The sequence below is a fragment of the Streptomyces sp. NPDC004721 genome (assembly GCF_053601495.1).
This window is the reverse complement of sequence record NZ_JBSGBZ010000014.1, coordinates 55,791-77,365: the sequence shown is the minus strand read 5'-3', so window position 1 is coordinate 77,365 and position 21,575 is coordinate 55,791. Positions and strand designations below refer to the sequence as shown.

At 70.4% G+C, this 21,575-nt stretch carries 19 protein-coding genes and 1 pseudogene; 13 read left to right on the top strand and 7 right to left on the bottom strand.

Translation table 11 applies throughout. The features are described from left to right. The first annotated feature begins 116 nt into the window (after positions 1 to 116). From ACWEK3_RS15445 to ACWEK3_RS15415, 7 genes are all read left to right on the top strand, one after another. Positions 117 to 1,700 (top strand): ABC transporter substrate-binding protein, encoded by a 1,584-nt coding sequence (locus ACWEK3_RS15445; RefSeq protein WP_453249871.1) that lies wholly within the window; start codon positions 117 to 119, stop codon positions 1,698 to 1,700. A gap of 20 nt (positions 1,701 to 1,720) precedes the next feature. Then, the gene (locus ACWEK3_RS15440) at positions 1,721 to 2,689 is read left to right on the top strand and encodes an ABC transporter permease (protein ID WP_450547279.1); all 969 of its coding nucleotides are present in this window, start codon (positions 1,721 to 1,723) and stop codon (positions 2,687 to 2,689) included. Then, positions 2,679 to 3,566, top strand: a complete 888-nt coding sequence (locus ACWEK3_RS15435) for an ABC transporter permease (protein WP_376403582.1) — start codon at positions 2,679 to 2,681, stop codon at positions 3,564 to 3,566. The genes ACWEK3_RS15440 and ACWEK3_RS15435 overlap by 11 nt, the downstream gene beginning before the upstream one ends. After that, entirely contained in the window at positions 3,563 to 4,582 is a 1,020-nt protein-coding gene (locus ACWEK3_RS15430) for an ABC transporter ATP-binding protein (protein ID WP_453249870.1), read from the top strand. The genes ACWEK3_RS15435 and ACWEK3_RS15430 overlap by 4 nt, the downstream gene beginning before the upstream one ends. Then, complete coding sequence (locus ACWEK3_RS15425; RefSeq protein ID WP_453249869.1) at positions 4,575 to 5,246, top strand: ABC transporter ATP-binding protein; 672 nt, start codon at positions 4,575 to 4,577, stop codon at positions 5,244 to 5,246. Before ACWEK3_RS15430 ends, ACWEK3_RS15425 begins: the two co-directional genes overlap by 8 nt. A gap of 86 nt (positions 5,247 to 5,332) precedes the next feature. Continuing rightward, complete coding sequence (locus ACWEK3_RS15420) at positions 5,333 to 5,827, top strand: MarR family winged helix-turn-helix transcriptional regulator (protein ID WP_453249868.1); 495 nt, start codon at positions 5,333 to 5,335, stop codon at positions 5,825 to 5,827. Beyond that, positions 5,824 to 6,291 carry a MarR family transcriptional regulator gene (locus ACWEK3_RS15415; RefSeq protein ID WP_450547272.1) on the top strand — a complete coding sequence of 156 codons (468 nt, stop codon included), beginning with the start codon at positions 5,824 to 5,826 and terminating at the stop codon, positions 6,289 to 6,291. The genes ACWEK3_RS15420 and ACWEK3_RS15415 overlap by 4 nt, the downstream gene beginning before the upstream one ends. A gap of 299 nt (positions 6,292 to 6,590) precedes the next feature. Here the strand turns inward: ACWEK3_RS15415 and ACWEK3_RS15410 are convergent, their stop codons facing one another. After that, positions 6,591 to 7,208: a TOPRIM nucleotidyl transferase/hydrolase domain-containing protein gene (locus ACWEK3_RS15410; RefSeq protein WP_453249867.1), complete on the bottom strand. Its 618-nt coding sequence runs from the start codon at positions 7,206 to 7,208 to the stop codon at positions 6,591 to 6,593. A 763-nt stretch (positions 7,209 to 7,971) separates the two neighbouring features. Here ACWEK3_RS15410 and ACWEK3_RS15405 point away from each other — a divergent pair. Continuing rightward, entirely contained in the window at positions 7,972 to 8,685 is a 714-nt protein-coding gene (locus ACWEK3_RS15405; protein ID WP_453249866.1) for a hypothetical protein, read from the top strand. Between the two features lie 114 nt (positions 8,686 to 8,799). Next, complete coding sequence (locus tag ACWEK3_RS15400; RefSeq protein WP_450546007.1) at positions 8,800 to 9,282, top strand: hypothetical protein; 483 nt, start codon at positions 8,800 to 8,802, stop codon at positions 9,280 to 9,282. Positions 9,283 to 9,347: 65 nt separating this feature from the next. Here ACWEK3_RS15400 and ACWEK3_RS15395 read toward each other — a convergent pair whose 3' ends face one another. Further along, positions 9,348 to 10,028 carry a PepSY domain-containing protein gene (locus ACWEK3_RS15395; RefSeq protein WP_453249865.1) on the bottom strand — a complete coding sequence of 227 codons (681 nt, stop codon included), beginning with the start codon at positions 10,026 to 10,028 and terminating at the stop codon, positions 9,348 to 9,350. Positions 10,029 to 10,176: 148 nt separating this feature from the next. Here ACWEK3_RS15395 and ACWEK3_RS15390 point away from each other — a divergent pair, with 148 nt between their 5' ends. Then, positions 10,177 to 10,863, top strand: coding sequence for a response regulator (locus ACWEK3_RS15390; RefSeq protein WP_450546011.1), 687 nt, complete (start codon positions 10,177 to 10,179; stop codon positions 10,861 to 10,863). Next, a complete protein-coding gene (locus ACWEK3_RS15385; RefSeq protein ID WP_453249864.1) occupies positions 10,853 to 12,310 on the top strand; it encodes a sensor histidine kinase in 1,458 nt (485 codons plus the stop codon). Before ACWEK3_RS15390 ends, ACWEK3_RS15385 begins: the two co-directional genes overlap by 11 nt. 194 nt (positions 12,311 to 12,504) lie before the next feature. On the opposite strand, the gene ACWEK3_RS15380 is transcribed toward ACWEK3_RS15385, so the two are convergent. Then, complete coding sequence (locus ACWEK3_RS15380) at positions 12,505 to 13,101, bottom strand: TetR family transcriptional regulator (protein ID WP_450546015.1); 597 nt, start codon at positions 13,099 to 13,101, stop codon at positions 12,505 to 12,507. 192 nt (positions 13,102 to 13,293) lie between these two features. Between ACWEK3_RS15380 and ACWEK3_RS15375 the strand changes: the two genes are divergently transcribed. Next, positions 13,294 to 14,859, top strand: coding sequence for an MFS transporter (locus ACWEK3_RS15375; protein ID WP_453249863.1), 1,566 nt, complete (start codon positions 13,294 to 13,296; stop codon positions 14,857 to 14,859). A 386-nt stretch (positions 14,860 to 15,245) separates the two neighbouring features. On the opposite strand, the gene ACWEK3_RS15370 is transcribed toward ACWEK3_RS15375, so the two are convergent. The 3 genes from ACWEK3_RS15370 to ACWEK3_RS15360 form a co-directional block, all read right to left on the bottom strand. Beyond that, the gene (locus ACWEK3_RS15370) at positions 15,246 to 16,766 is read right to left on the bottom strand and encodes an amino acid permease (RefSeq protein WP_450546019.1); all 1,521 of its coding nucleotides are present in this window, start codon (positions 16,764 to 16,766) and stop codon (positions 15,246 to 15,248) included. A 460-nt stretch (positions 16,767 to 17,226) separates the two neighbouring features. Continuing rightward, on the bottom strand, positions 17,227 to 17,958 hold the full coding sequence (locus ACWEK3_RS15365) for an ABC transporter permease (protein WP_453249862.1): 732 nt from the start codon (positions 17,956 to 17,958) through the stop codon (positions 17,227 to 17,229). Between the two features lie 100 nt (positions 17,959 to 18,058). Beyond that, on the bottom strand, positions 18,059 to 18,511 hold the full coding sequence (locus ACWEK3_RS15360; protein WP_450546022.1) for a hypothetical protein: 453 nt from the start codon (positions 18,509 to 18,511) through the stop codon (positions 18,059 to 18,061). On the opposite strand from ACWEK3_RS15360, the pseudogene ACWEK3_RS15355 reads away from it, so the two are divergent. Then, positions 18,501 to 18,742: pseudogene (locus tag ACWEK3_RS15355) on the top strand (MFS transporter); the annotation flags it as partial. The gene ACWEK3_RS15360 and the pseudogene ACWEK3_RS15355 sit on opposite strands and share 11 nt — an antisense overlap. 346 nt (positions 18,743 to 19,088) lie before the next feature. On the opposite strand, the gene ACWEK3_RS15350 reads toward ACWEK3_RS15355, so the two are convergent. Continuing rightward, positions 19,089 to 21,242, bottom strand: coding sequence for a heavy metal translocating P-type ATPase (locus ACWEK3_RS15350; RefSeq protein ID WP_450546023.1), 2,154 nt, complete (start codon positions 21,240 to 21,242; stop codon positions 19,089 to 19,091). Positions 21,243 to 21,575 lie beyond the last annotated feature (333 nt).

Sequence of the window (21,575 nt, the reverse complement as noted above, 5' to 3'; positions counted from 1 at the left end):
CTCCTGGTCAGCCGGGCGGTTGGGACGAACTCACACATCCGACCCTCGGATGACCGAAGGATCTATTGCGACTAGTATGCAAAAGCATTTGGCCAGCAGTAAGGATGTGAGGGTTCATGACCGTCCGACGGATACGGGCAGCCGCAGCGGTGGCGACACTCGTAGGAGCCGCCGCTTGCTCGGCCCCCGGTGGCGGTGCGGGCAGCGAGAGCGCCGCCGACTCCGTCGTGATCGGCGTGGCCTCCGAGCCGGACACCCTCAGTCCTCTTCTCGGCTACGGCAAGGACGGCAACTCCAAGATCTTCGACGGTCTGCTCACCCGGGACGCCGACATGAAGCTCAGGCCGGCGCTGGCGAGTTCACTCCCCCAGGTCGGCGACGGCGGGCTCACCTACACCTACGCCCTGCGTGACGGCGTGAAGTTCAGCGACGGCGAGCCGCTGACCTCCGCCGACGTGGTCTTCACCTATCGGACGATTCTCGACGCGAAGACCAACAACACCGCCCGGAGCGAGCTGGACGCCATCAAGGAGGTACGGGCCGACGGAGACGACAAGGTCGTCTTCACGCTCAAGTACCCCTACGCGCCGTTCGCGGGGCGCACGGTCCTGCCCATCGTCCCCCAGCACGTCGCCGGGCGGCAGAACCCCAACACCGGCTCCTTCAACACCAAGCCGGTCGGCACCGGACCGTACGTCCTCACCGGCTGGAGCAAGGGCGAGAAGCTCACCTTCAAGGCCAACCCCGGCTACTGGGGCGGCGAGCCGCAGGTGAAGAAGGTGACGATGGCGATCGTCAAGGACGACGACGTGCGCGCCACCCGGCTGCGCTCGGGCGACCTCGACGGCGCGGTCCTGCCGCCCAACCTGGCCGCCACGTTCAAGGGCGACAAGGCGAGGGCTACACACGAGGCGAAGTCCTACGACTTCCGAGCCGTCACCCTCCCCCAGCAGAACAAGGTCACCGGGGACCGGGCGATCCGCCAGGCGCTGGACGCCGCCGTGGACCGCGAGGCCATGGTCGACAAGATCCTCGACGGGGCGGGGCGCCCGGCCTACGGACCGCTGCCGAGCGACGACCCCTGGTTCGCCAAGGGCATCGAGCGGCCGCAGGACCTGGCGAAGGCCAAGCGGACGCTGGACCAGGCGGGTTGGAAGGCCGGTAACGGCGGCATCCGCGCGAAGAACGGTCTGCGGGCCTCCTTCACGCTCCTCTACCCCTCCGGCGACAAGGTCCGCCAGGACCACGCCCTCGCTTACGCCTCCGACGCCAAGAAGGCGGGCATCGAGGTGAAGGTGGAGAGCGCCACCTGGGAGGTGATCGAGCCGCGGATGAAGAACGACGCCGTCCTCGCCGGACTCGACAGCGGCGGCGACCCCGACTTCGGTCTGTTCACCCTGCTGCACTCGTCCCTGGCCGGCGACGGCTTCAACAACATGGGCCACTTCGCCAACCCGGCCGTGGACAAGGCCCTCGACACCGGCCGCCGCAGCCAGGACACCGGCACCCGCGAGGCCGCGTACGACACGGTGCAGCGCGAACTCGTGAAGGACCCCGGCTACACCTTCCTCACCCACATCGACCACCTCTATGTGCTGGCGGACCGCTGGGACGGCCTGACCACGCAGGTCGAGCCGCACGAGCACGGCTTCGCCAGCGGCCCGTGGTGGAACCTCCAGGACTGGCAGCCGAAGAAGTGACCTCCCCGCTCTGGGCGGCGATGGCGCGCCTGGTGGGGCGGCGGCTGCTGTTCGCCGCCCCCGTCCTCCTCGTCGTCACGTTCGGCGTGTTCGCCGTCGCTGCCGCATCCCCCTTCGACCCGGTCAAGGCGTACGCGGGCACCGCAGCCCTCCGTGCCGACGGGGAGACCCTCGACCGACTGCGCGCCAACCTGGGCGTGGACCAGCCGTTCACCTCGCGCTGGTGGCACTGGCTGACCTCCGCGCTCTCCGGCGACCTCGGCGAGTCGAGCGTGCTGCGGCAGCCGGTCACCCAGGTCATCGGTGAGCGTCTTGTGTGGTCCGCGCTGCTGTGCGCGGTCGCCTTCGCGGCGGCCGTGCTGGCGGGCACCGTGCTCGGCGTCCTCGCCGCCCGCCGCCCGGGATCCCTGCTCGACCGGGTCGTCACGTCACTCGCCTACTCCTTGGAGGCGGCGCCGGTCTTCTGGCTCGCCCTGCTGGCGATCTGGCTGTTCGCCCTCCAACTGGACGTGCTCCCGGCCGGCGGCCTCACCGACACCGCGAGCGAACAGGTCACCGCGGGGCAGGTGGTCAGCCATATCGTGCTGCCGGCCGGAGTGCTCGCCGTCTCCCAACTGCCGTGGTTCGCCCTCTACGTGCGCCAAGGCGTCGGCGACGCGCTGTCGGAGGACCCCGTACGCGGCGCCCGGGCCCGCGGGTTGAACGAACGCACGGTCCTGCTCGGCCACGCTCTTCGCTCCGGCCTGCTGCCCGTGCTCACCCTGATCGGCTCCCGCGTGCCCGAACTCATCACCGGCGCCCTGCTGGTGGAGAGCGTGTTCAGCTGGCCGGGCATCGCCGCGGCCACCGTGGAGGCGGCCACCGCCGTCGACTTCCCGCTGCTCGCCGCGCTGACCACGCTGGCCACGGCCGCCGTCCTCGTCGGCAACCTGCTCGCGGACCTGCTCTACGGACTCTTCGACCCGAGGGTGAAGTTCAGTGACATGTGACGTCCCCGCCTCCCGGGAAACCGTCTGGCGTTCGTACGGGACGAAACGCCGCTCCACCCGCACACTGCGGGTGCGCAGTTCCGCCGCGCTGGTCGCCGCGACCGTCCTCGCCGTCCTCGTCGTGCCACCGCTGGTCCAACTCGACCAGCAGGCTGTCGATCTGGCCGCCAAGCTGCTGCCGCCCAGCTGGGCCCACCCCTTCGGCACCGACGACCTCGGCCGGGACCTGCTGCTGCGCTGCGTCTACGGACTGCGCGTCTCCCTGCTCGTCGGAGTGGCGGCGGCTGTGACGGCCACCGTCGTCGGTACCGCCGTCGGAGCCACCGCCGGTGCGCTCGGCGGCTGGGTCGACCGCGGGATCATGCGCGTCGTGGACACGGTCTCCTCCGTACCGCACCTGCTGCTCGGCATCTTCATCGTCGCCATGTTCCGGCCGGGTGTCTGGCCGGTGATCGTCTCGGTGGCACTCACCCACTGGCTGTCGACCGCCCGGATCGTCCGCGCCGAAGTCCTCTCCCTGCGCTCGCGCCCGTACGTCGACGCCGCCGTCTCCGGCGGTGCGTCCAGGTGGCGGGTGACCGTACGGCACCTGCTGCCCGCCGTGCTGCCCCAGGCCGCGCTCGCCGCGGCGCTGATGGTGCCGCACGCCATGTGGCACGAATCGGCGCTGTCCTTCCTCGGGCTCGGACTGCCCACGCACATGGCGAGCCTGGGCACCCTCATACAGGGCGCGCGGGGCTCGCTGCTGGCCGGACAGTGGTGGCCGACCCTCTTCCCCGGCCTGTTCATCATCGTCCCGACCCTCGCCATCGCCGGACTCGCCGGAGCCTGGCGGGAACGGATCAATCCCCGCCGCCGATCGGAGCTGATGCTGTGACCGAGCGATCGCCCGTGCTGTCGGTGCGCGGACTGTCGGTGCGCTTCCTCATGCCCGGCGGGCGCCGTGTCGCCGCCGTCACCGACGCGCACTTCGACGTCGCGGCCGGCGAGTGCCTGGCCCTGATCGGCGAGAGCGGCTGCGGCAAGTCCGTCCTCGCCTCCGCCCTGCTGGGTCTGCTTCCCGGCAACGCCGAGGCGGCCGGGGAGGCGATGCTCGGCGGCCTCGACCTGCTCTCGGCCGACGAACGGACCCTCGCCCGGACGGTACGGGGCCGGCTGGTCGGGCTCATACCGCAGAGCCCGGCCGCCCATCTCACGCCCGTGCGCACCATCCGCTCCCAGTTGGAGGAGACGGTCGCCGCACTGACCGGGGTCCGCGGCCGCGCGGCCGTACGCTCCGCCGCGCGGGCGGCCGCCGAACGCGCCGCGTTCCCCCCGGATCACCTGGACCGCCACCCGCACGAGTTGTCCGGCGGCCTGGCCCAGCGCGCCGCCACCGCCCTGGCCTTCGTCGGCGACGCGCCGCTGCTGCTCGCCGACGAACCGACCACCGGGCTCGACCGCGACCTGGTGGACCACACGGTCGACGAACTGCGACGCCACATCGACCACCCGGGCGAGTCGGACACGGCGGGACGCGGCCTGCTGCTGATCACGCACGATCTGGCCGCGGCCGAACGGATCGCCGACCGGATCGCCGTCATGTACGCGGGCCGGATCGTCGAACTGGCCGACGCGGAGGTGTTCTTCGGCTCGCGCGGCCCCCGTCATCCCTACAGCCGCGGCCTGCTCCAGGCCCTCCCCGACCGGGCCTTCACCGCCATCCCCGGCCTGCCACCCGAACTCGGCGCCCTCCCCGAGGGCTGCGCCTTCGCCGCCCGTTGTGACCGGGCCGACGACGCCTGCGCCGTACTGCCGCCGACAGCCGGCAAGGTCGCCTGCCACCACCCCCACCCCGCCTCGGCGGGCGGCGAGGAAGCATCCCAGGGAGCATCGGAGGACGTGCATGCTTGAACTGCGCGCCATCACCGCGGGCTACGACCGGCGGAATCCGGCGGTACGGGACGTCTCACTGACCGTCGCGCCCGGTGAGGCGGTCGGCCTGCTCGGCCCCAGTGGCTGCGGTAAGTCCACGCTCGCCCGCGTCGCGGCCCTGCTGCACCGCCCCGACTCCGGCACCGTGCTGCTGGACGGCGAGTCCGTACGAGGGTGGCGCCACCGGGCCCCGCGCCCGCAGCGCACCGTCTTCGGCGTGGTCTTCCAGCAGCCCCGGCTCTCCGCGGACCCCCGCCTGGCACTCACCGACCTGATCGCCGAGCCCCTGCGGGCCACCGGCCGACGCGCCGAGGTGCGGGAGCGCGTCACCGAACTCGCCGGACGGGTCGGCCTGACCCCCGACCTGCTCGGCCGACGCCCGCACGAGGTCAGCGACGGCCAGCTCCAACGCGCCTGCCTGGCCCGGGCCCTCGTCCTGCGCCCCCGCTGGCTGATCTGCGACGAGATGACCGCGATGCTCGACGCCTCCACGACGGCCGCCCTGGTCGCGGTCGTCGAGGACTACCGCGCCGCCACGGGCGCGGGCCTCCTCGCCGTCGGCCACGACCGCACCCTGCTCCACCGCTGGTGCGACCGCACCGTCCACTGGGACACGCTGACGGGCGCCGGCCGGGCGCACTAGGCGTCGTCGATCTGTTCGGGATACACCGCCCAGATCCGCCGGAAAATAGTAGCCATGAATATAGTAGCCATGTACGCTATTTGTTCATGAGCAAGGGTTCACCGGGGCCCACACCCGGTTTCCTGGTATGGCGGCTCGCCACCAAGTGGCGCGTCGCGGTCGATCGCGCGGTGGCTCCACTGGGCCTCACCCACGCGCAGTACTCACTGGTCGCGTCGCTGCACGGCATGCAGCGCTCCGGCGAGCGGCCCAGTCAGCGCCGACTCGCCGACCACACCGGCCTGGAGGCGCTGTACGTCTCCAAGCTGGCGCGCGCCCTGGAGTCGGCCGGCCTGATCGAGCGCACCCGCGATCCCCGTGACCCGCGCGCCGTACAGCTCGCCCTCACCGAGCAGGGCCAAGCCGTCACGCGGCAAGCCATCGCAGTGGTCCAGGAACTGCTTCAGCAGTTGCTGGAGCCACTCGGCGGCCTCGACGCCCCACGGACGCTCGCGTTCACCGACGAGCTGACGACCCTCCTCGACGCACCTCTCGCCCCACTCCCACCGAACGACGAGAGCATTCAGGGGACGACACCATGACGACCACCGCATCCACCACCGCATCCACCACCGCACCCGTCGCCGACGCCCGGGCCCTCGGCCTGGCCCACTACGCCGCCCGCGGTGTCCTGGAGCACGTCCTGGCCCGGCACGGCATCACGTTCCAGCAGCAGATCGCCCTGCGCGCCGCCGTCACCGCCGGCGCCCCGCAGACGCCGGACGATCTCGCCACCCGGGTACAGGGCTCCCTCAAGGCCGATCCGGCCGACGTCCGCGCCACTCTCGACGAACTGCGCGGCAGGCAACTGCTCGTCACCGACGGCGCGCACCTTCGCCCCACGGACGCGGGGCGCGAACTTCTCGCCGCCGTCGGCGCGGAGACCGCCCCCCTCACCGCCCGCATCTGGGGCGGGATACCCGCCGAGGACCTGGCCGCCGCCGGCCGCGTCCTCGCCCTGGTCACCGAGCACGCCAACGCGGAACTCGCGGCACTGACCGCCTGACCACCCGACCCCAGGCACCTCGTTGACGCGTACGTCGGCTCTGGACGCGCCGGCGGCACGTATGCCTGGTCGAGCGTGCCGACATCGGTGCCCGACGGGACCGTGCACGCCAACGCCGGCGCCGTCCGTTTCGGCGCGGATGCCGTACGGTTCCCCCTCGGCCGCGAGCTGACGGGTCGGGGCGATCACGCCGCCCTCGAACCGCGTCGCCCCTGACCTGATCGACACGGACGGCTCCCGCGCCGACCTCCTGGCGGACGTCCACGGCGTCTCGGCCGGAGGTCGGCGTCGCCCAGCGGTCAGAGGCTGGAGAGCAGGCCGTCGAGCGGGGCCGGGACCCGGTCGGGGTCAAGGGCCTCGACGAGCACGCGGCCGTAGTGGATCTTGCGTCCTTTCTTCGTTCCCAGGAAGCGCCTGAACTGCTGCTGCGGGGCGCGGCCCTGCTGAGCGGGCTGGCGCAGGAAGGTCCGCAGGGCACGCAGGTCACCTTCCGCCCCGACGAGCTCCTCCACCCGTGTCACACCCAGCACGCGGATGAGCTCGTCCTCCAGATCCGCCGCGCAGACGAAGAAGCCTTGCTGTGCCGCACCGACCCGTTCGAAGCCGCGTGCGTAGTAGGGACGCTCCGCCTCGTCGCACAGTCCTGTGAGGCGGAGGTCCAGGCCGGGTGAACCGAGGAGTCGGGCGTAACGCCCGACGCTCATCGCACCGCCGATCGGCAGGACGCAGACGCCTTCGGCCGCCAGGTCCCGGCCGCGGCTCGCGGCCAGCGCGTCGACCGCCGCGACGTCGCTCGGTCCTTCGAGCAGGACGGCCGCCCGGACGGGCAGCCGCGCGGCCAGTTCCTGCGCAAGGTCGCCGGAACCACCCGCCGCCCACGCGGTGACCGCGTCCCGGAACGCCCCCATGTCAGTCATGAGACGAGTCTCAGCCCGTTCCGGCCACAACGCGAGGGAATTTCCGCGTACGGCACCCGACCCTCAGCCCGGCCCACAGGCCCGGGCGGCGACCCGCGAGGCACATCTCAGCCAGTGCCGCGGCAGCACGCCGGACGGTCCGCAGCCGAGACCGTCAACACACCCCGTCGTATCCACGTCAGTTGACCAGCCTGGCCCGCAGCCGTGTCCGCACCGCCGCCTCACCGACCGTCGGCAACCCGGCCGTCCGGCGAGGGCCACCGTGCGCGTGACACACACCCACCTCACCATCCCGGCCGCCTACGAATCACCGCCGGTCCCCGCCTCCGTCCGCCCGGCCCGGACGCCGTCGCCGTGTCCGCCGACCGGGTGAGGGATCGTCATGGGCTCGGCTTCGGGGCCTCCCCCTGACCAGAGCGCGGTGGCCCGGTCCACGCCGTGATCCGTGCGGGACCCGCCTGTCCCGGTATGTCTGGGCCCTTTCGCGCCGGGATTTCCAGGCGACTCGCTGCCGCACGGGTGAGCAGACGTCAGAGATCACCTTGAAGGCCTAGTCGATCACCGACACGCCCAGCATCCAACGAGGATTGACGTGCCGTCAGCAGGCGGTGAGCCAGGTGTGCGGTTGCCCTGGGTCCCCCGTTCGGCTCTACAGCACCACCCCTTCCCAATGGCCCGAAATGACAGCCTGTGAGGCTTTCATTACGTTCGTTCACATGCCGACTGCCAAAGCCGGCCACTTTGAGACAGGAGCAAAAGCGACATGACCAAGACTCGTTCCAATGCCGTCGCCGCGGCTGTCGCCGCCGCTACAGCGCTCGTCGCGACCGGCATCACCTACGCCACGGCCGCCCCCGCGCCGGAGGCCCAGACGGCCCCGGCCGTCGTCAAGCAGGCACCCGCCCCCGCCCACGCCCCGATGGACGGCATGTCCGGACAGGGACAGGGACAGGGCAACGGGGGCGGCGGCGGTGGCGGTGGCGGCGGCGGCCGCGGCGGCTACGAAGGCGGCGGCGAGCGCGGCGGCGGCGGTGGTGGCGGCCGCGGCGGCAACGAAGGCGGCGAGCGCGGCGGCGGCCGCGGCGGCAACGAAGGCGGCGAGCGCGGCGGCGGTGGCCACCGCGGCGGCCACCGCGAGGTGGGCAGGATCTTCATCAACGAGCGGTCGTACTCCGCCCGCCCGGACGGCTGCATCACCGTGGTGAGCGGCCTGGGCTCCAAGAGCCTCAACATCCGCAACGACAGCCGCAGGGGCGTCGAGGTCTTCCGCGGGGCGACCTGCGACAACGGCGCTCCCATCGCCACGGTCGGCCCGCGCAGCGAAGCCAACGGCGTGAAGCCCGGGAGGGTCCACGGAGGCGTGTGCGTCGAGGACGGAGTGGTCGCCAGCTTCCGGGTGATCGGTCACCACAAGGGCGGCTTCGACGACTTCGGCGGCTTCGGCGACTTCGACGACTTCGGCGGCTTCGACTTCTAGAGTCGGCCCGTGATGCGCATGGCATAGAACCCCGGCCCGCCGTAATCGGGCCGGGGTTCTGGTCTCAGAGCAGCTGGCGCAACTCCCCGCCCAAGACACCACGGGATGAGTGATATGAACAACCGCCTGGTGGAGGACGCGAGCGACGACAACTACGTCATGGACATCCTTGACACCACGTGCACACCCGCATTGCCGCGCCTTGGACAACAAGTCCGCTGGGAAATGCACAGCCACCTCAAAGAGACGGTCGACCTGACCCGGGTCACCTGCAGGGTGATCATGAAGATCGACCCCATGAAAATACTGGACAAAAGCTACACATTGCCCGATCTGCTGGCAAGCATGGGCACGAGCCTGTCGGGTGACGCCCAACCGCCCGCCGGGCCGTGGAGACAGGCCTGGAACCTCCAGATCCCCCAGACGGTGCCGGTGGCCAGGCACCATCTCCACCTGCGCGCCCACACAGGAGACGGGAAGAACTTCCTCGCCCTGGACATTCCCGTCGCCTTCAGCCACAGATGGACCACGGCCGGCGACAGCATCGGCTCACCGAACCGTCCCGGATTCGACAGAGATCTCAGCTGGTCACTGTGACCCGGGGCGTCAGGATGTCCCTGGCCAGGTCCCTCAGTCACAAGTTCTCCGGCAGCGTCGGCTGCTCAGTCGTGCTCGCGGTCGTCGTCCGCGCCGTTGCCGCGCGAGTGGGCCGGGCCGGTGTGCGTGGCGGTGACCTTGCCGGTCCGTGCGTCGACGACGACCTCGTGTGCGGCGCCCTGGTCGTCGGTGACATCGACGTGCCAGGCCGCCGTCCCGTCGTGGTGGCCGTCGAGCTCGGCCGACGTCGCGGTGCCCGGGACCTTGCCGAGCGCCGTGTCCACTGCCTGGCCCAGGCCCGTCCTGGCGGACTGGGCGAGCGCGGCGTCGCCGCGGCCGGCCGTGTCCACGACGCGGTCTGCCCTGCCGGCGATGACCTCGCCGTCGGCGGCGTTCACCGTGACCTCGTGCTCGATGCCCTTGGCGTCGACGATGTCGACTTCCCCGACGGCCTCGCCCCGCCGTCCGTCCAGCTCGACTTCGGTGACGGTGCCCGCGAGGGACTCGGTGGCCGCGTCGGCGGCCTGCTTCAGGCCGACCTCGGTGCTCCTGGCGAGCCTGCCGTCGTGGTCGGAGTCGTCGTGCGGGTCGAAGGTGGTGCCCGCGGTCGCATGCGCGCGGCCGTGGTCGTCGTCGGCGAAGGCGATGGCGGATGCGGCGCCGGCTCCGCCCAGGACGGCGGTGGCCGCGGCCACCGCGGCGAGAGTGCGGCGGCGACCGGCCAGGGAGCGCTTGAGGGCCTTCATCGTGAGGTGGTCCTTTCCTTCGGGCCGCGGCTGGGCCGCGCGGCTGCCGGGGTACCGGCCTGACATGGACCACCGTGCCCTGGCCACCCTGAAGCCCTGCTGAAGCAACCTGAAGACCACTTCAGGAAGACCTGGGACCCTGGTCGGCATGCGCCTGCTGATCGTGGAGGACGAGAAGCGCCTCGCCACCGCCCTCGCCCGCGGCCTGGCCGCCGAGGGATTCGCCGTGGACCTCGCCCACGACGGCGTCACCGGACTGCACATGACGCGGGATCAGGACTACGACCTGATCGTGCTCGACATCATGCTGCCCGGGCTGAACGGCTACCGGATCTGCGCCCAATTGCGGGCGGCCGGGGACGACACACCGATCCTGATGCTCACCGCGAAGGACGGCGACTACGACGAGGCGGAGGGGCTGGACACCGGCGCGGACGACTACCTCACCAAGCCGTTCTCCTACGTGGTGTTGCAGGCTCGCATCCGGGCCCTGCTGCGCCGCCGTACGCGCGGCAGACCTCCGGTGCTGCGGATCGGCGACTTGACCGTCGACCCCGCCGCCCGACGCGTGGAGCGGGCCGGAGCGGACATCACGCTGACCGCGAAGGAGTTCGCGGTCCTGGAGCACCTCGCCGTGCGCGCCGGGCAGGTCGTCTCGAAGAAGGACATCCTCGATCACGTCTGGGACTTCGCCTACGACGGCGACCCCAACATCGTCGAGGTCTACGTCAGCGCGCTGCGCCGCAAGATCGACGTACCGTTCGGGCGGCGCTCCATCACCACGGTGCGCGGGGCCGGATACCGGCTCGAAGCCGACGGTGGCCGTGGTGTTTAGGCCCTTCGCCTCGGTACGGGCCCGCGCGGCGCTCGCGGCCACGCTGGTCGTGTCCGTCGCGCTGGTCGCCGCGGGTATCGCCGTCGTCGCCGTGCTGCGTCACAACCTCGTCGACCGGGCGGGCCTGGAGTCGGAGGTCACCGCGCGTACGGTGGCGGGTTCCCAGGCCGCGCTGAACGGGAGTTTCGGCGCGCTGGAACTGCCCGACGACGACGGTCGCCTCGTGCAGGTCCTCGACTCCTCCGGCAAGGTCCTGGCCGCGAGTGAAGACCTGCACGAACACGGCCCGATCACGGACTACGCCCCCGCTCCGGCTCCCAGGAGCACCACGTCGAGGCATTCCTCCGGCGACGATGACGACGGGTATGACGACCACGGCCACGACGCCGCTCCGGCCAGGGGAAAGGTCGGCACGGACGTGGACCGTGAGACGGTCGTCGTGAAGCTGGGTGACGAGACCCACGACTACACCTTCGCCGCCGTGCAGGGAACGACCTACGACGGCCGCACCTACACGGTCTACGCCGCCACCTCGCTCGAGGACTCACAGGCCACCCTCAACCAGGTCACTCGGTCGATGCTGACGGGCCTGCCGTTCCTGCTCGCCGTCGTGGCGGCGGTGACCTGGCTGGTCACCCGCAGGGCACTGCGGCCGGTCGAGGGCATCCGCGCGGAGATGGCCGAGATCACCGACAGCGGTGACCTGGCGCGCCGGGTGCCCGAGCCCGCCTCCCGCGACGAGATCGCACGGCTCGCCCGCACCACCAACGAGACCCTGACCGCGCTGGAGCAGTCGGTGGAACGTCAGCATGCCTTCGTCGCCGACGCCTCCCACGAACTGCGCAGCCCCATCGCGTCCCTGCGCACGCAGCTGGAAGTCGCCGACCAGCACCCGGAGTTGCTGAACACGGCCGATCTGCTCCACGACGTCGTACGTCTCCAGCACCTGGCCGCCGACCTGCTGCTGCTCGCCCGCCTCGACGCCGGGGAACGCCCGGCCGACGCCTTGGTGGATCTCGCCGCTCTGGTGCGCGAGGAGGTGACCCAGCGGGCCTCCACCGACCGCATCGCCCCCACCGTCACCGTCGACGACGCCGGACTGGAAGTGAAGGGCAGCCGGACCCAGCTCTCCCGCGTGCTCGGCAACCTGCTCGACAATGCCCAGCGGCACGCCGCCACCGCGGTCACCGTGACCGTGCGGGCGGCCGGGGACGCGATCGTTCTGAGCGTCGCCGACGACGGTCACGGCGTCGCCCCGGCCGACCGTGAGCGCGTCTTCGAACGCTTCGTCCGCCTCGACGAGGCCCGCGGCCGCGACGACGGCGGCGCGGGCCTGGGCCTGGCCATCGCACGCGACGTCGTCCAGCGCCACGGCGGCACACTCACCCTCACCGGCGCACCCGACGGCGGCGCGCTCTTCCAGGTCGGACTCCCGCGCGCCGGCTGACAGCGGGGCAGGACCCAGCGACCTTGCGCGGCGGTGAGGCGGTCGGCGGCGTCCGCCGGCCTGCCCGTGCCGGGACACGCTCGGCGTGCTGCTCCGCCTCCGCAGGCGTCAACTACCGCACCCCCACCCGATCGGGCGACAGCCTTCTCAACTCGCTGCGGCGGAGATGACGGGTCCGCGGGGCCAAGGGCGCGTCAGACGAAGGGGCGTGCCATGCGGTTCATCGTGTCGACGACAAGCTCACGCGGGTCGTCGGTGAGATCGCTGTCGATCCAGCGGCGCATCGAGATGCGCAGCGCGACGAGGAAGGCCGACGCCATGACCCGGGCGTCGAGGGCGGTGTCCGCGTCCTGACTGGGACAGCGCTCGACGATCGCCTCGGTGAGGCTTGCCTCCAGCCCCGCGTGATTGGCGAGTTGACGGGCCAGGAGCGCGGGGTGGCGCAGCGCAAGTCGGGTGCGTACGAGTGTCTCCCACTCCTGGGCGCCGCTCTCCGGCAGGCAGTCCAGGACGGTGGTGCACAGGGCGGCCCAGGCGCTCTCCTCGGGTGGGCGGGCGCGGAAGGCGGCTACAAGTTCTTCGAGGTAGCGCTCGTCGCCCCACAGGACGGCGTCCTCCTTGGTGGCGAAGTAGTTGGAGAACGTCCGGCGTGAGATGCCCACCGCGTCGGCCACCTCTTCCACGGTGACCTCGTCGAATCCGCGCTCCACGGCCAGGCGCAGGGCGGCCTCGTGGACTGCCTGCCGGGTGGCGGCCTTCTTGCGTTCGCGTAGTCCCGCTGAGTGCTCCATGGTGCAGCCATCCTATGAGAGCGCCAACAATATTGCGCAGTGCGCAAAATTGCCCAGTGCGCATGTATTCTGGGCCAGTCGGCGTCCCGGTCGTGTCCAGACCGCGTTGACGGCCGGCCCTCGTGCCGTCCTCCCGCCGGCCCTGACCTTTTCCTCGTCGACCTCGTTCTCTCTTCATCCGGAGGTTTGCGCGTGAGTGCGCACACAGCGGTATCCGGGAGCCCGGACGGCTCCGCGACCATGGATCACAAGCACGTGCTGCGGGCACTGAGCGGGCTGCTCACGGTGCTGTTCGCCGCGATGCTCAGTTCGACCGTGGTCTCGGTCGCGCTGCCGCAGATCATCGGCTCGTTGAACGGGACGCAGTCGCAGTTCACCTGGGTGGTCACCGCGACCCTTCTGGCCTCCACCGCCTCAACGCCGATCTGGGGCAAGCTGGCCGACCTCTTCAGCAAGAAGCTCCTGCTCCAGATGTCGATCGCGATCTTCGTGGTGGGCTCGTTGGGCGCCGGCTTCTCGCAGAACACCGCTCAGCTCATCGGCTTCCGCGCGGTGCAGGGCCTGGGCATGGGCGCACTGCAGGTCCTGGTGCAGGTCGTCATCGCCGCGATGGTCAGCCCCAGGGAGCGGGGTCGCTACAACGGCTATCTCGGCGCGGTCATGGCGGTGTCCACCGTCGGCGGCCCGCTGCTCGGCGGGGCGATCACCGATGTCTCCTGGCTGGGCTGGCGCTGGTGCTTCTTCATCGCGCTGCCCTTCACCGTCGTCGCCTCCTTCATCCTCAACCGCACCCTGCACCTTCAGGACGTCCGGCGTCCGGACACCAAGGTCGACTACTGGGGAGCCTCGCTCATCGCGGCCGGCGTCAGCCTCCTGCTGCTGTGGGTGACGTTCGTCGACAACTCGTTCGCCTGGCTGTCCTGGCAGACCGCCGCCATGGTGGCCGGCGCCGTCGCGCTGCTGGGTGCGGCCCTGTGGGTCGAGTCCCGGGTCGCCGAGCCGGTCATACCGCTGCACATCATCAAGCGGCGTGACCCCGCCCTGGCCATCGTCGCGAGCCTCGCGGTCGGCATGGCGATGTTCGGCGGAGCGGTCTTCCTCGGCCAGTACTTCCAGATCGGACGCGGCTACTCGCCCACCGAAGCCGGCCTGCTCACCATGCCGTTGATGGCCGGGGTCCTGGTCTCCTCCACGGTGGCCGGCCGGATGGTCTCCACGACCGGCAAGCCCAAGCCCGTCGTCGTGGTCGGTGTCGTCGTCCTGACGCTCGGCTTCCTGGGCCTGTCCATGATCGACCATGAGACGTCCCTCGTCGCGGTGTCGGCCGGCATGGCCGCGGTCGGTGTCGGCGTCGGTATGTCCATGCAGAACCTGGTCCTCGTCCTGCAGAACAGCGTCCCGCTCAAGGAACTCGGCGCGGCCAGCGGAGCCATCACCTTCTTCCGCTCCCTCGGCGGCACGATCGGCGTCTCGGTGCTCGGGGCGGTACTGGCCGGCACCGTGAGCACGAAGATCACCGAAGGTCTGGCCAAGCTCGGCATCGACGCCGGCACGGGCGGCGGCGGATCCACCTTGAACATCAAGGCGATGCCGGCCCCGGTCCAGGACGTCGTACGCGCCGCCTACGGAGACGCCACCGGCCACATCTTCCTGATCTCCGCGATCATCGCCATGGTCGGTGTGGTCGCCACGCTCTTCCTCACCCCCGTCGCCCTCCGCGACAGCGTCGACCTGCCGGGCCAGACCACCGACGACTGAGACTGGAAGAGGCGAACACCGCCCACCCACGCCGATTCCTTCCCCACCGGAACGGGCACGGTCAACTTCAACGACGGGACGCCGAAGTACACGGACGGCGGGCCGTACCCCGGAAACGGGCAGTGGAGCGCCGTCGCGGCCCTTCACCTCGCCGAACCCGGCCGGCCATCCGCCTGCTGCCGCTGCTGGGCAGCCGGCGGATGAACAGGTTCGACCACGGGGTCGTCGAGGACTTCATCCAGACCATGGAACGCGAAGGTGCCGGCCTGGCCGCCCACCAACTTCTCGCGCGAGAACGACAGCGGCCCCTCCCCCGGCTTCAGTGGCCGGTGGACGACAACGGGGCCGCGGCGGTGGCACCCAGCGGGGTCGCAGGCGTCACGACGTCACAGATCCTTCAGGTTGTCACGGCTGGTCATGAAGTGCTTTCGGCCGCCCGCATACCACGACACCAGCGCGAACAGACCGACCACGGCCACCGCGATCGGCGCATAGTTGAAGCTGTCGACGTTGACCGGCCGGGTCGGCGGCAGCACGAACAGCACGCAGATGACCACCACCCACACGATCGCGACCCAGCCGACCAGGCTGCTCCACTTGCCCAGGTGCCACGGTCCCGGAACGAACTCGTTGCCGCGCAGACGACGCAGCAGCACCGGCGTGACATAGGCGATGTAAAGGCCGATCACCGCGATCGAGGTCACCGCCAGGTACGCCGTGGTGTTGAACAGCGCCGGCAGCGTCAGGATCGCCGAGAGCGTGACGCAGAACCAGATCGAGTTCGTGGGCGTCCCGGTGCGCGGGTTGACCTTCGCCCAGATTCTCGACCCCGGAAGGGCGTTGTCACGCGAGAACGCATAGCTCATCCGGGAGTTGGCGGTCACCGAGGCCATCCCGCAGAAGAACTGGGCGGCACACACGATGAACAGCAGGAACTTCGCCGTGCCCGGACTGTTCAGCGAGTCCAGGAAGACCTGCGCCGGCGGCAGCCCGGTACTCGACGCGGCCAGCTTGTCCAGCCCCGCGGAACTCTTGTCCTGGATCGACGCGGTGATGGAGTAGAGCAGGATGAAACCGCCGATGACCGAGATCACCACGCTCATCACAATCCCGCGCGGCGCGCTGCGGGCCGCTCCCCTGGTCTCCTCCGCCACATGAGCCGACGCGTCGTACCCGGTGTAGGTGTACTGCGCCATCAGCAGGCCCATGAGGAAGACGTAGATGCCGGAGGTCCAGCCGGTGGCGTTGTGCCAGCCCGTCAGCGTCCACCCGGCGGACTGGTGGTGCTCGGGCAGTGCCCACAGCACGGCAACGATGACCAGGACGCCCACCACGTGCCACCAGGCGGAGACGTTCGACAGGAACGCGACGAGCTTCACGCCGAACGTGTTGAGAAGCGCGTGCACAAGAATGATCGCGAGGAACAGCAGGAAAGTACCGCCGGCAGTGACCTCGGTGCCCCAGACGAGGTTCATGAACGCCATCCAGGTCGTGGCGCACCCGAAGTCGATCGCGGCGGTCACGGCGACCTCGCCCATGAAGTTGAACCAGCCCACGAACCAGGCCCAGGCACGCTTGTTGCTCCTGGCAAGCTCACCGGCCCAGAAGTAGAGACCACCCGCAGTGGGGTAGCGCGAACACACCTCGGCCATGGCCAGCGCCACACACGTCACGAAGACACCGACCACCGCCCAGCCGAGCACGATGGTCGACGGACCACCCGACTTCAGCGCGATCCCGTACGACGTGATGCAACCCGCCAGGATCGAAATGATCGAGAACGACACCGCGAAGTTCGAGAACGCGGACATACCGCGATGAAGTTCCTGCTTGTAGCCCATCTCTGCGAGACGGGCAGCATCCTCGTCCAGCTCTATCTCTGGCTGGACTTCCTCTTGCGCAGCCATCCACGACTCCTCATCGACGAGGGACGACGGCGAACAAAGTGGCGTACGACACACCGGTTGTCAATGGCTTGTTCTCAAACCTTTTCCGGCCGCGACACACCGGCTCGACCGGGCCACCAGGAAGATGCCCATGCCCGCACGCCCTGCCTGTTTGCCGGCTACGGCAACCGGGAAGACCATCACCCCGCCACACGCCCACCGACCGACGGTCGACCAGCCGAAGAAGGTGATCGGCGTGATGTGGTACGGAGGTTGGGGCTGGGGCGGATGGTTCCTCATGACCGTGATCATGATTCTGTTCTGGGGACTGCTGGTCGCTGGGCTCATCGCCCTCACCCGCTACCTCACCAGCGCGGGCCGCAGCCAGCCGCCCGGCCCACCCCCGTCCCCGGTAATGGACTGCCCTCAGTGCCCGCAGGGCAGTGGGTACGGCATGGCTGCTCCAGTCCTCCAGCGTCGGTCAGGAGTCGCGGTGGTGGATCACGGTGAATCCGGCCGCGAGGGCGAGGGCGGTGCAAAGGGAGAAGACGCCGAGCCCCGCCGCGGCGCTCAGGCCGTGGGGTTCGGGGTGCAGCAGATAGAGGGCATCTGCGGCGTTCATCGGCAGGTAGGGGCCGAGGGTGATCTGCCAGGCGTCCGGCAGCATGCCCACCAGGATGACGGGCACGAACAGCAGGCCGAGCAGGGTAGCGATGGCGCTGGAGCGCAGGGCCGCGCCCAGGCCCAGACCGAGCAGCCCGAGGAGGGTGAGGTAGACGCCGCCGACGGCGGCGCGCAGAACCCCCGGGCTGGTCAGCGACCGGCTCAGAGTGCTGCTGGTGTCGGCAGGCAGGGCAGCGTGGAAGACCAGGTACGCGGCCACGCAGGACAAGACCCCGACGGCCAGGCCGACGCCCGCGAGGACGACCGCCTTGGCGGCCAGGACCGTGCGGCGCCGGGGCGTGGCGGCGAGGGTGGCGCGGATCAGACCGGTGCCGTACTCGCTGGTGATGGTGAGGACGCCCAGCGTGCCGACTGCGATCTGCGACAGGTGCAGGCCCATCAGGCTGAGCCGGACCGGGTCTGCACCCCGCTGCTGCACGGCGCTGAGGCGGCTGACGAGGAAGACGCTCACCAGCGCGCCGATTGCGACATTGGAGGTGACCGCGCCGAGCAGGGTCCACAGCGTGGAGCGGACGAGCGGAGCTTGCACAGCTCGGAGCGGAGTTGGTCGTTGAAGCCCGACAGCGCGCCCCAGGAGGCGGGGCGGGGCAGGGGTGAGATGAAGACGGGAGTGGTCACGGGGATCGTCCTCAGCTGGCGTTGGGGGCCGCAGTGACGAGCTTCGGGTTCGCGGCGGTGCGGTAGTCGACGGCTTCGCCGGTGAGTTCCATGTAGCGCTCCTCCAAGGAGGCCTGCTGGACGGCGAGTTCCTGCAGGGCGATGCCGGCGGCGCGGGCGATCTCGCCCACGGTCTCACTGGTGATCCCGGTGATCCGCAGCGTGTCCGGGCCCGCTTCGTCCACGGTCGCGCCCCGGTCGCGCACCAGCCCGGCCAGTGCGGCGCACTGGGGTGTGCGGACCCGGACGAAGCGCCCGTCGCCACTGGCGAGGAAGTCCTCGACGGACATCTGGGCGATCAGACGGCCTCGGCCGATGATGACCAGGCGGTCGGCGGTCAGCGCCATCTCGCTCATCAGGTGACTGGAAAGGAGCACCGTGCGGCCTTCGGCGGCCAGGGCCTTGAGCAGGGTGCTGGCGGTCACCAGTTCCCTGCCCGCCCTGATCGGTGCCTCGGCGCTGACAGGACGGGCCAGGCGCTGTTCAATCCGGCCGTCCGCGCCTGTCTCGCCGCCGACGCGGGCAAAGAGCGGCGCGTGGAAGCCTTCGCGGCCTTCAACGTCTTCTACCAGGCGGGGATCCTCGTCGGCCCGCTCGCCGGACTCGCCCTGCCGGCTCGGGACTTCGACGCGACGTACTCGGTCGCGGCACTCATCTCGCCTGTGCGGGACTCGTCAGGCAACTGCACCGCGCCGGGCACCTGGCGCCGAAGCCGGTCCCCGTGCCGGGATGAGGTGACCTGCTGGGGCCGGGCCACGAGGGCGCGGCCCGGCACCTCAGCCGACCGCGGGCGCGGGAATACTGTGGCCGCCGCCGGCGTCGTTCGAGATCCGCCGTCTGCTGGAGCCATACGGTTTGGGCGCCCCTCCTCCTGCCGAGGCCGGACGCCCTGGCCGCATCCGGGCGGAGCTACTCGTCCAGGGTGTGCATCTCGCAACTCTGGACTCCCTGCAAGGGCTCGCGCTCCGAGGATCGTCGATCACCGACCCTGCCGCGGCCCGATCACCCGTGTGTGGCGCCTGGCCGCAGGTCGAGCTTGCGTAGCAGCTGGGCGTTGAGGGCGACGACGATGGTGGACAGCGACATGAGGATGGCGCCGACCGACATGGGGAGGACGAACCCGATCGGGGCAAGGACGCCGGCGGCGAGTGGCACGGAGATCAGGTTGTAGCCGGTGGCCCACCACAGGTTCTGTTTCATCTTGCGGTAGCCGGCTTGCGACAGGTCGATCACCGACAGGACGGAGCGGGGGTCGTCGCTGGCCAGGATGACCCCGGCGGAGGCGATGGCCACGTCGGTGCCTGCGCCGATGGCGATGCCGACGTCGGCCTGGGCCAGCGCGGGGGCATCGTTGACACCGTCGCCGACCATGGCCACCGTTTTGCCGTCGACCTGCAGCGCCTTGACGGTGGCTGCCTTGTCCTCGGGCCGGACGCCGGCGAACACCCGGTCGATGCCGAGTCGGTTGCCGACCGATTCCGCGACCGCCTGGGCGTCGCCGGTGATCATGACGACCTCGACGCCTCGCCGGTGCAGCGCGTCGACGGCCTGGCGGGATTCGGGCCTGATCTCGTCGGCCAGTTTCAGTGCTCCGATCACCACACCGTCTCGCAGCGCGTGCAGGATGATGGCGCCCTCTTCCCGCCAGTGCCCGGCTGCCCCGAGCTCCTGCTGGTGCTCCTCGTCCAGCAGCAGCGGACCGCCGACCCTGACCGTCCGGTCACCGACGGTGGCAGTGACACCGAGAGCCGGTGTCGAAGTGAAGCCGCTTGCCCGAGGGATGTCGAGATCGCGCTCGCGGGCGGCGCGCACGATGGCCTTGGCCAGCGGGTGTTCACTGTCGGCTTCGGCCGCGGCGGCCAACGCGAGCACCTCGTCGTCGGCGAGACCGTGAGCCGGTTCGACGGCGACCAGGATCGGCTCGCCCTTGGTGAGGGTGCCGGTCTTGTCGAACAGGACGGCACTGACGGTGCGCATGCTCTCCAACGCGAGCCGATCCTTGACGAGGACTCCGCCGCGGGCGGCACGTTCAGTGGCGATGGACACCACGAGCGGTATCGCAAGTCCGAGCGCGTGCGGGCAAGCGATCACGAGCACCGTGATCGTGCGGGTGACCGCGTCATCGGACCGGTCGAGCAGCAGGGCCCACACCAGGATCGTGATGACCGCCGCCCCAAGGGCGAACCAGAACAGCCAGCCTGCGGCAACGTCGGCCAGCCGCTGCGCGCGTGAAGATGAGTTCTGCGCCTCTGTCACGAGGCGCCTGATGCCGGCGAGCGCGGTGTCCTCTCCGGTGGCGGTGACCTCGACCCGCAGGCCGGAGTCGGCGGCGACAGTGCCGGCCACCACGTGGTCGCCGACGCCGCGGCGTACCGTTCGGGACTCGCCGGTGACCATCGACTCGTCCATCTCGGCCGCCCCGTCGATGATCCGGCCGTCCGCGGGGACGCTGCCACCGGGCCGGATCAGGACGGTGTCCCCCACCCGCAGTTCACCCGGGTGCACGGTGACGACCTGGTCGCCGTCGAGTCGTTCGGCCTCGTCGGGCAGCAGCGCGGCCAGGGAGTCCAGGGCCGAGGTCGTCTGAGCGAGCGAGCGCATCTCGAGCCAGTGCCCGAGCAACATGATGTCGATGAGCAGCGCCAACTCCCACCAGAAGTCCAGCTGATGGTCGAGGATGCTCAGGCTGGCGCCCCAGGAGGCGACGAAAGCCACCGTGATGGCCAGCGTGATCAACAGCATCATTCCCGGCCGGCGAGACCGTACCTCGGACACCCCGCCGTTGAGGAACGGCCGGCCACCCCACAGGTACATCACGGTGCCCAGCAGCGGCGAAACCCAGGTCACCCAGTCGGCCTGCGGCAACCGATAGCCCAGCAGCGAGGCGAACATGCCGGAGAACACCACGACGGGCACGGCCAGAAACAGCATCGCCCAGAACAGCCGTCGAAACTGCCCGACATGATCACCGTGGGCGCCGTGACCCGAGTGGTGCGCGTGGCCCGCACTGCCGGCGTGATCGGCCCCATGGTGCCCGTCGTACCCGGTCATGCCATGCTCCGCGTGCCCGGCGTCGGGAGAGGTAACGGCCGACGGCGCGTCATCGAGGAGCGCGCGCCGGTGCTCGTGGTGGTGGTGATGCTCGCGACTGGTCATGATCACTTCTCCTCGCCAGTGATGCTCAGTAGCTGCCGGAAACGGTGGTGGCGGTGCTGCTCCGCAGAAGTTCGTGGAGCGGTGCCTCGGGGCTGAGCGCTCCAGCTGACGCGTCAGCGGTTCTGTTGGCGAATGCTGTGCTCAAGGCGTCAGTGTTCGGCTTGACATGCGGGGGCGTCAGGAGCCCGGGCGTGCAGGGAGAAGGCCCGGCCTTTCCCGTGCGCTGAAGACCGCGATCCAGGCCCACCCCAGACGGCGGCACGGCAGGAGGGCCGGGCACCTCAGTCAACAGGCTTGCCGCCATGCTTACTTGAACGACCGCAAGCGCAGACT

What these genes read in the sequence shown, in the direction of transcription:
- ACWEK3_RS15390 (WP_450546011.1), top strand. Translation starts at nt 10,177, where the DNA reads ATGCGCCTGCTGATCGTGGAGGACGAGAAGCGCCTCGCCACCGCCCTC.
- ACWEK3_RS15380 (WP_450546015.1), bottom strand. Translation starts at nt 13,101, where the DNA reads ATGGAGCACTCAGCGGGACTACGCGAACGCAAGAAGGCCGCCACCCGG.
- ACWEK3_RS15415 (WP_450547272.1), top strand. Translation starts at nt 5,824, where the DNA reads ATGACGACCACCGCATCCACCACCGCATCCACCACCGCACCCGTCGCC.
- ACWEK3_RS15350 (WP_450546023.1), bottom strand. Translation starts at nt 21,242, where the DNA reads ATGACCAGTCGCGAGCATCACCACCACCACGAGCACCGGCGCGCGCTC.
- ACWEK3_RS15420 (WP_453249868.1), top strand. Translation starts at nt 5,333, where the DNA reads ATGAGCAAGGGTTCACCGGGGCCCACACCCGGTTTCCTGGTATGGCGG.
- ACWEK3_RS15405 (WP_453249866.1), top strand. Translation starts at nt 7,972, where the DNA reads ATGACCAAGACTCGTTCCAATGCCGTCGCCGCGGCTGTCGCCGCCGCT.
- ACWEK3_RS15400 (WP_450546007.1), top strand. Translation starts at nt 8,800, where the DNA reads ATGAACAACCGCCTGGTGGAGGACGCGAGCGACGACAACTACGTCATG.
- ACWEK3_RS15425 (WP_453249869.1), top strand. Translation starts at nt 4,575, where the DNA reads ATGCTTGAACTGCGCGCCATCACCGCGGGCTACGACCGGCGGAATCCG.
- ACWEK3_RS15370 (WP_450546019.1), bottom strand. Translation starts at nt 16,766, where the DNA reads ATGGCTGCGCAAGAGGAAGTCCAGCCAGAGATAGAGCTGGACGAGGAT.
- ACWEK3_RS15395 (WP_453249865.1), bottom strand. Translation starts at nt 10,028, where the DNA reads ATGAAGGCCCTCAAGCGCTCCCTGGCCGGTCGCCGCCGCACTCTCGCC.
- ACWEK3_RS15410 (WP_453249867.1), bottom strand. Translation starts at nt 7,208, where the DNA reads ATGACTGACATGGGGGCGTTCCGGGACGCGGTCACCGCGTGGGCGGCG.
- ACWEK3_RS15440 (WP_450547279.1), top strand. Translation starts at nt 1,721, where the DNA reads ATGGCGCGCCTGGTGGGGCGGCGGCTGCTGTTCGCCGCCCCCGTCCTC.
- ACWEK3_RS15445 (WP_453249871.1), top strand. Translation starts at nt 117, where the DNA reads ATGACCGTCCGACGGATACGGGCAGCCGCAGCGGTGGCGACACTCGTA.